This is a genomic window from Photorhabdus kleinii (genome assembly GCF_025384885.1).
Classification (GTDB): domain Bacteria; phylum Pseudomonadota; class Gammaproteobacteria; order Enterobacterales; family Enterobacteriaceae; genus Photorhabdus; species Photorhabdus kayaii.
This window is the reverse complement of the sequence record NZ_JAJAFY010000003.1, coordinates 200,666-209,465: the sequence shown is the minus strand read 5'-3', so window position 1 is coordinate 209,465 and position 8,800 is coordinate 200,666. Positions and strand designations below refer to the sequence as shown.

The following is an 8,800-nucleotide window of genomic DNA, read 5'->3' as shown; positions in this document are numbered from 1 at the left end:
TTAATTCGTAGAGACTGTTATTCAAATTTTCTATGATTGATGATTTAATTGGTTTATTAAAAAGTTTATTCCTTGGTTGAATGCGTTATTAAAGATGATTCCTTTTAAAAATAGATTATCTGATTGATTTATTCATATTTTTATTTATCCGTTTTCCCTAGGAGACATAAGCATGAATAAAATCAACCTTTGTTTTTCATTTTTCACTGATGGTTTTATAATGGATAGGTTTTAGACTATGATTAAAAATCATTGTTTTAACTCTTGGATTAATCAGTATAAAGTTTTAACGATGGTTTTACCCGTTTTACCCCTGTTTTTTATTAAGTTTAATCATCATGGTATATTGTGTTTTATGTTCAAAAAACATTAATCACACTTGCTTTTTATCTTTATAAATCAGTCAGTAAATAGCCTGATGATGTAAAGATACTCTTTCGAATAATCACGCTTTTTTCAGGACGTAAATCCTGCCGAATTAACCTGTTTTATCCATTTTTTTATTACATTATTTTGATGGTCTGCTTCGTAAAATGATGGAAATAAATCACTTTAATATCAGACTGTATGAATGATATTATTTTACTTACTGATTTGTTTTTAACTCATTTATTAATGATTAATGGATTGCGATTAAATACAATTAACTATTCTGCTAAAAAATTTTACTTATTGAATTTACCTTTTATATAAAAACTTGAATTTATCTGTATTCCCCACTTTTAAATAACTATGGCAGATTAGATGAATGTAAAACAGGCGAAGAAGAGTATCACCGGTAGATATATTAAATGTGATAGTGAAAAAGATTTTTTTAATCACGCTATACCTTTTAAAAACGGGTGTTAATACAATGCTGGTTTTCTTAACCCTTAGTTGAATCATTACCGATAAAAAGGCGTTTACGATCGCCAAAAAAGGGAAAGGTAAGTAAAAAGAGAAAGTGAATAATGTTAAAAACATAATGTGCTTGCTCTTTTTTCCTGATTTTAAAACCATACTGACAGATAAAAAAAGATTTTCTTAACAAGATTAAAGGTATTAAAAACAGTGTTAAATCCCTCTGATAGCAGTAAAATGCCATTTCCATGCAGACTGCCAGTACAAATTTTTTCATTTAATTATTGAAGAAAACTCTGTAGTGATAGCCGAGACGCTAAAAATCAATAATCTGAAATGTACATGTTCACGTTGATCACAATAATCACAAAATATAATAGTCAATAAAGATATAATAACTTATGTGTTCTATTTGTTTATATTGGTGAAAGTTGATGGAAAATATAAATTTTAAAAAACACTTTTCTTAAGAATTTTTGTTTTTTTATTGAAGAATAAAAGGCATTTAGAATATTGTTCCCCGTAACAATTTAAATATAAATTGTTTTTATTTTATACTGAAAGTATTTATATGATTTTTTTGTTTATAATATAAGGCTAAATTTATTTGACAGTTTTGTATTTGATGACTATTGTTCTTCCCTGATTTGCAGATGTTATTTCAAATATAATAATATCGTTTGTTATTATTTATTTTAAATGTAAATAGCATTTTGTGATGTTGTTCAATTTATTGTTTTTATTGGAAAGTTTTATTTTCATAAATTAATCAATATGGGTAATTATATTCGCTTGATAATAAATTGAAACTATTTCTAATGTGATAGTTTGTTATCGAATATTTGTCTTTAAATTTAGTGTAAATCTGAGAGTGATTCGTTATTTTAATTACTGATGAACACAGGGTTATTTTCTTGCAATTGATGTAAAGCAGTAAAAATATCCTCACTATAGAGGATGATAATTATTTGTCCGCGTTGTTGACAAAGTATTTAAAATAAATTGGCCGCAGGCCATATAGGAGTAAATAAGTGAAGTACGATTTTATTGTTGTTGGTTCAGGGGCAATTGCAGGTTCAATCGCCTATGAGTTGGCAAGTAGAAATCTTTCGGTTTGTCGGGTTGGAGAGACTGATCGAACTAATGCTGCTTCTAAAGCTGCCGGTGCAATGAACGGTTGTTTTGGTGAAATTACCAGTGGCTTATTAGCGAGTGAACACGGTAAGTTGAAATTGAATATGGATTGTATTTCCAGGGACCTTTGGCCGACTTGGGCGCAACGGTTAGCTGACTCTTCCGGTGATACCCGATCGCTGTTCACTGCTAAAGGCACTCACGTGATACTGAACACTGCCGGGATGGAAGAGATTGACACTATCAATTATGACGCTATCGAACAAACCCTGAACGATTATGCGGCACCTTATGAAACCGTTGATCCGCGTGAAATTGAGTGGTTAAAGCCCAACGATTTAGTGCGTCCGTTGCGTGCTTTGTACATCCCTGATGAGCATGCGCTGAACTCGCATTTATTGCTGGAAAAGCTGGATGCGGCATTTGTTGCTGAAGGTGGATGTCTTAAAGAAGAGAATGTTAAGTGTGTGCTGATTGAAGAGGGTTTAGCTACCGGTGTCGAATTGCTCAGTGGCGAACGTTTAATGGCAGATAAGGTCGTCGTGGCTGCCGGTGCACACTCGTTGGATCTGTTATCAAATATACCTTCAGTTGTTCGCCAAATTCCGCCAATCTTTGCCGGTTATGGGGTATCCATTCTGGTCAAGATGCCAAAAGGCAGAGAACTGCCGACCTCAGTCATCCGTACCCCTAACCGGGCATTTGCCTGTGGGCTGCATTGTGTACCACGTGGTGATGGTGTGCTGTATCTTGGTGCGACCAATATTCTGTCTGAAAAACCACGCAGTCAGGCACTGATTTCTGATGTGCAGTTCTTGTTGGATTGTGCGTTAGATCAGTTGGATATTAACTTGCATGATGCTGAGATCCTCTCAATTCAGGTTGGTAACCGGCCAATTCCTGCTGATGGGTTCCCGCTGATTGGCGAATGTGGCGTAAATGGTCTTTGGTTGGCTACCGGGACTTACCGTGATGGCTTACATCAATCACCGTTATTAGCGGATTATGTGGCTAATGCTTTGACGGGAGTAGAAAATAGACTCATTAATCTTGATGATTTCAATCCCGTTCGTCCTCCGTTGGTCGGTTTCTCCCGTGAAGTGATGGCTAAAGAAACTACCCAACAAATGTTTGCTACCGGCTATGAATATCGTTGGGATATCAAACCTTACTGGCTGCCACTGCTGAATGAAGGGATGATGCGCAATTATCAGAATTTAATTGAGTCTCTTCACCCTCAATTCACTCCACCGCCAGAGCTGGTCGCCTTCTCTCATATTTATGAATCCATGCGTGAACGGTTACGTAGTTATTATGAGGCATGGTCATGAGTTTTTCGCTGAAAGATCAAGTTGTCATTGATAAAGCCAGAGAGTTACTGTCAGAGGCCGGCGTTTGGGATGTGGAAACTGATCTCACGAGCTTAGTTGACCGTTATCTGGAAAGGCGTTGTAAAGATCGCGCCCGTGATGAATTTATGCTTGCGGTTCATGAACGCTGTAACCGGATCCCTCTTGGGCATATTGTCGGTACTGTGGATTTTGATGGATTGCCTCTGACGGTGGGGACCGGGGTATTTATCCCGCGCCCTCATAGTCAAGTTATTCATAAATGGCTGGAGAATGAATATCAAACACCTCCGGGGGCAGTGGTTCTGGACTTATGCTCCGGTAGTGGCGCCATCGGTTTAGCTATTGCTAAACGTCGCCCGGATTTAAAGGTCACTTGTGTCGAATATGATGATGTGGCTTTTCAATACCTGACGCGAAATATCTATCGGTTGGCGAATTGGGCGATTAAAGCCGATGGATTAAAAGCAGATTTACGGGATTGGCAAGCATTTTCTCAATTTAACAGATCGGTGGCGTTGATTGTGGCTAATCCACCTTATGTGCCGGAACAGCAGGAAATATTGCCGGAATGGGAGGAGCATCATCCTTATGCGTCGGTGTATTCGGGGGATGATGGGCTTGACTTAACGCGGTTGATTATCAAACAAGCTAAACAGCTACTGCAATCAGAGGGTTGGTTAGTTATTGAACATGGTGAAAGCCAGGGAGAGAGTGTCAGAACATTATTTTTAGAGTCTGGCTTCTCTTTGGTACGAACCATTATCGATGAAGATATTTCTGATACAACAGGCAGTTCGGTAATCACTGTTGGTTGTAAGCTCATTTGAACTTAGACAGTTGGAGTCTAGATAATGGATGTAAAACATAAGCAGGACTGGATGACAATTCGCCGGTCACGGACAACCGGCGCCTTAGCGCAAGCTATCGACGAAGGTTTGACCAGTTTCACTGTAGTTGAACGTCAAGGTAAGCAAATTACTACAGAGGAAGGAAAAGTCTTTACTGAATTTGTTTCCTGCTCTTATTTGGGATTAGAACATCATCCTGCCTTAATTGAAGCGGCAAATCAGGCTATGTCCCGCACAGGGATACATTTGTCATCGTCCCGTGGTGCGATGCGCCCACAATATTTGGGGCAATTGGAGAAACTGCTGGAAGAGATTTATCAGGGTGGTGCCGTTGCGGTGTTTACTTCCACCAGTAATGTTCATCTTGGTGTATTGCCGTTATTGGGGAGTGGCTCTCTACCTAACTATCCTCTTTCCCGGCCTGTACATTGGTTGATGGATAAAACTGCTCATGCTTCTATGCAGGTCTTACGCGGTATTCTTGAACAGTTCGGACCGGTATCGCGGGTTGATAGTGCTGATGCACAGTCAGTACAGCAAGCTTTGCAGAACTGTAAGGAGAATCAGCGTACACCTATTCTGTTGATTGATGGTATTGGTTCAATGAATGGTTTAATTCCGGTTGCGGAATTAACGCGACAATTGGCTGCTGCTGGAGGCTATGTCTATGTAGATGATGCTCATGGTATTTCCATTATGGGGCGTCATGGCGCGGGTTATGCCTTTGTTGCACTTGACCATATTTTGCCATCCAACCTCATACTTGCAGGTTCATTATCCAAAGCATTTGGTGGCGCCGGGGGTTTTGTGGTGGTTGCAGGTGCCGATGATGTCGAAGTGATTAGTACTTTAGCGAATCCTCTGGTTTTTGGTCATTCGATTATGGTGCCGATGTTGGCAGCTAACGTTGCCTCTGCAAGACTTCATCTCAGCCTTGAGATAGAAATCCGGCAGGAGCAGTTATGGAAAAACATTAATCTGTTTGATTCCCTGATGGAGAACAGTTTGATGAATGCGGGTGTGCAATCTCCCGTTCGCGGCGCTTTATTCGAAAATGAAGCGGAAGGGCTTGAAGCTGCTCGTTTGCTGCGTGACAATGGTATCTTATTATTCCCGGTATTTTATCCACTGGTCCCGGATGGCAATGCAATGTTGCGCTTTGCTTTCTCTAGTGAGCATAAGGCAGGTGAAATCAAGCAGCTAGCAAATACCTTATTTGAAATAAGGGAAAAAGGGCTGAATTGGGTTGAGCCACAGGCTGTAGTTCCACAGGTATAAATCACCAGCTTACCGATAAAGAAGATAATTGAAATAAATCAGTGACGAAGATCAAATATATGACTCAAGCAATAATAAATAAACAGGACATATTACAACCTTACAGGGAATCTCTGGATGTTATTAATATGCAGATTCTGGCTCTTCTTTCTGAACGTATGAAAGTCTGCATGAAAATCGCTGAGGTAAAAGCGGAACAGGATATTCCGATGATGCAGCTACAACGTATTACCTCGTTACTGGATATGTTGCGGGATAAATCAACAGATTTTGGGTTACGGCCTGAATATACTGAATCAATATTCCAACTGGTTATCGAAGAGGCTTGCCGTCGAGAAGAAGAGCTGATTGACCAGTTGTTACACGAGAAAGTAAAAAATAATGAAAATACTGCTCATTGATAATTATGATTCCTTTACGCAAAACATTGCTCAATATCTGTATGAAGTGACGGGCAGTGTGCCGTCCGTAGTCACTAATTCTTTGACTTATAAAGAGTTAATGATAGACGAATATGATGCGGTAGTCCTTTCTCCAGGGCCAGGACATCCGGCTGAAAGCAGTGATTTTGGGGTCTGTGCTGAAGTTATTGCACGTGCCAAAGTGCCACTGTTGGGTATTTGTCTCGGTCATCAGGGTATTAGCCTGGCATTTGGCGGCTGTGTAGAACATGCCCCCAATCCGGTACATGGCTATCGCAGTCGCATCAGGAACACCGGAGAAGGATTATTCCTCGGTTTGCCTGAACAGTTTGAAGTGGTCAGATATCACTCGTTGGTATGTACCCGGTTGCCTGACAGTCTAAAATGTACTGCCTGGACTGATGATGGCTTAATCATGGCAATTGAGCACACCGAAAGGCCGATCTGGGGGGTTCAATTTCATCCTGAATCGATTGATTCTGAATATGGGCGTGAGCTACTTAGTAATTTCGTGCGGATAGCGGAGACGTATAAAGAGAATAACGAACAGGAAGTTACCGCTCAGAATATATGTACTGATGTCAATGAGGCCTATCTTGCAGTAGGTGGAAGACAATATCTCAACCTGAATTATCGTGAGTGTAAGGAGATAGTCGATCCTGAATCCTTGTTCATTCAACGCTATGGCAATGATACACATGCTTTCTGGCTTGATAGTGAAAATTCTGATAGACCCAATGCCCGCTTCTCAATTATTGGAAGCGGTAATGAACAGGGCGCTATCAGGCTTGAATACTGTGTACAGACGGAGAGTTTGCGTTTAACCGGTCCTGATGGCGAGAGGATTGTTCAGGGAGATTTTTTCTCACTGATGTCTGAGTTGCTTGATATGGTGGAAATTTTGACACCAAAATCGATGCCATTTGTATTTAAAGGCGGATTTGTCGGTTATTTAGGATATGAATTAAAGGCGCTGACAATTGGCAGCAACAAATACCGTTCAAAACATCCTGATGCCAGCTTAATATTTACTCCGCATTTTTTTGTATTCGATCATCAGCAAAATAAACTTTATGAATGTTTTATCACACCGATAGGGCAGCCACATAATTGGTCACCGGAACTTTTAGTTACCATTGCAAAAAATACCGGTGAAGTGATACCTGATTTTATTCCCGGTGCTATCGATCAGAATAAAATTTGTCTGGAATATGGAGCTGAGAAGTATATGGATGGAATCCGTAAATCACTCCAATACATCACAGATGGTGAGTCCTATGAAATCTGTCTGACGAATAGGGCAAAGATGACTTATTCAGGGCATCCATTGGACGCTTATCGACGTATGCGTCATGCCAGCCCTGTACCTTATGGCGCTTATTTAGCCTGTGGGGATTTTTCTGTACTCAGCGCATCACCAGAAACGTTTTTACGTATTGATGAGGCCAGAAATATTGAATCCAGGCCGATTAAGGGGACCCGGCCACGAGGAAAAACGGTAGCAGATGATCAGTGTTTGCGGCTGGAATTGAGTCAGTCCACTAAGGACAGAGCAGAAAATCTGATGATAGTGGACTTGGTGCGTCATGATCTTAATCAGGTATGTCGTCCAGGCAGTGTGCATGTACCTGAATTATTTAAAGTTGAGAGTTTCTCTTCTGTACATCAATTGGTTTCGACCATACGCGGTGAGTTATGTGAAGAAACGTCATCGATGGAGGCTATCCGGGCATGTTTTCCTGGAGGATCAATGACCGGAGCGCCGAAGAAGCGCACGATGGAGATTATTGACACGTTGGAGTCATCGGCACGCGGTGTTTATTCCGGCGCGCTTGGATGGTTGTCTTTCAGTGGTGAAGTGGAATTGAGCATTGTGATACGTACAGCTGTGTTACATCAAGAGTGTGCTGAATTTGGCATTGGGGGGGCAATTGTTGCTCACTCTGATCCTTATGGCGAATTTGAAGAGACATTGGTCAAAGCTAGTGTGCCCTATTTCAGTTTTAGTCATATGGCGGAGGAAATGTGTGAGTAACCATAAAGTGGTCATTCTTGGTGGGCAAGGTGCTATTGGTTCTTTATTAGAGCGCCTTTTTACTCGCTGTGGTCACATTGTATACAGTGTTGACAAACGAACGCAGGGAGTGCGTTCTCATCACTATCATTCTTATTACTACCAGATTGATATCTTAAATCCGGCTGCTGATGCTGGAGCGGTTTTTAGTGGGGCAAAGGCGGTAGTCTTTGCCTTACCGGAAGCCGTTGCCATACAAGCGTTGCCTTGGGTATTGTCTGCTATTGGTGATGATGTACAGATCGTGTCAACCTGTTCAGTTCAGGCCCCTTTCTATTCTGCATTAAGAGCTGCCGCCCCCGGGCAGCCCTTCATTGGTGTTAACCCGATGTTCTCGCCATCTTTGCCGGAACAAAAAAGGCCAGTTGCAGTCATTCTCGATAACTGTCATGTTAGTGAACATTGGATTGAGCGGGTATTGATGCAGGCTGATATGCGTATCAGTAGGATGACACCGGAGGAACACGATCGGGTTATGGCGCTTTGTCAGGCTTTGCCCCATGCCGCGATACTGATTTTTGGCTTGGTGTTGGCGAAAAGCCCGTTAGATATTCGTACCTTGGCAACTATTGCGCCACCGCCCATGCGTACAATGCTGGCGTTATTATCAAGGATCTTACGCAATCCAATAGAAGTGTACTGGGACGTTCAATATGAAAATCCGATGGCTGCCGAACCGCGTCAGGAATTGCTGCATGCCATACAACAGTTAGATTCGATAGTACAGGCTGGCGATCAAACTGAATTTGGCTATAACCTCAGAGATATTGCGCAACAACTGGGGGAACAGCTTGATATCAGTGCTGCTGATTGCCAGCATATTTTTTCAACGCTTGAATGATATAGAAAGGA

6 protein-coding genes are annotated in these 8,800 nt (G+C 41.2%); all 6 read left to right on the top strand.

The features are described from left to right. Positions 1 to 1,871 precede the first annotated feature (1,871 nt). The 6 genes from LG003_RS03910 to LG003_RS03885 are packed head-to-tail and all read left to right on the top strand — an operon-like array spanning position 1,872 to position 8,789. Complete coding sequence (locus LG003_RS03910; RefSeq protein WP_112876734.1) at positions 1,872 to 3,305, top strand: NAD(P)/FAD-dependent oxidoreductase; 1,434 nt, start codon at positions 1,872 to 1,874, stop codon at positions 3,303 to 3,305. After that, complete coding sequence (locus tag LG003_RS03905; protein ID WP_112876733.1) at positions 3,302 to 4,153, top strand: HemK/PrmC family methyltransferase; 852 nt, start codon at positions 3,302 to 3,304, stop codon at positions 4,151 to 4,153. The genes LG003_RS03910 and LG003_RS03905 overlap by 4 nt, the downstream gene beginning before the upstream one ends. A gap of 24 nt (positions 4,154 to 4,177) precedes the next feature. Continuing rightward, positions 4,178 to 5,452 carry an 8-amino-7-oxononanoate synthase family protein gene (locus LG003_RS03900; protein ID WP_262980196.1) on the top strand — a complete coding sequence of 425 codons (1,275 nt, stop codon included), beginning with the start codon at positions 4,178 to 4,180 and terminating at the stop codon, positions 5,450 to 5,452. A 59-nt stretch (positions 5,453 to 5,511) separates the two neighbouring features. Further along, entirely contained in the window at positions 5,512 to 5,853 is a 342-nt protein-coding gene (locus LG003_RS03895; protein WP_240000699.1) for a chorismate mutase, read from the top strand. Further along, positions 5,834 to 7,909 carry an aminodeoxychorismate synthase component I gene (gene pabB / locus LG003_RS03890; protein WP_262980195.1) on the top strand — a complete coding sequence of 692 codons (2,076 nt, stop codon included), beginning with the start codon at positions 5,834 to 5,836 and terminating at the stop codon, positions 7,907 to 7,909. The genes LG003_RS03895 and pabB overlap by 20 nt, the downstream gene beginning before the upstream one ends. Next, a complete protein-coding gene (locus LG003_RS03885; protein WP_262980194.1) occupies positions 7,902 to 8,789 on the top strand; it encodes a prephenate dehydrogenase dimerization domain-containing protein in 888 nt (295 codons plus the stop codon). The genes pabB and LG003_RS03885 overlap by 8 nt, the downstream gene beginning before the upstream one ends. Positions 8,790 to 8,800 lie beyond the last annotated feature (11 nt).

Bases quoted from the DNA above. Each gene is read 5' to 3' on its own strand.
- LG003_RS03905 (WP_112876733.1), top strand. From the start codon at position 3,302: ATGAGTTTTTCGCTGAAAGATCAAGTTGTCATTGATAAAGCCAGAGAG.
- LG003_RS03900 (WP_262980196.1), top strand. From the start codon at position 4,178: ATGGATGTAAAACATAAGCAGGACTGGATGACAATTCGCCGGTCACGG.
- LG003_RS03895 (WP_240000699.1), top strand. From the start codon at position 5,512: ATGACTCAAGCAATAATAAATAAACAGGACATATTACAACCTTACAGG.
- pabB (WP_262980195.1), top strand. From the start codon at position 5,834: ATGAAAATACTGCTCATTGATAATTATGATTCCTTTACGCAAAACATT.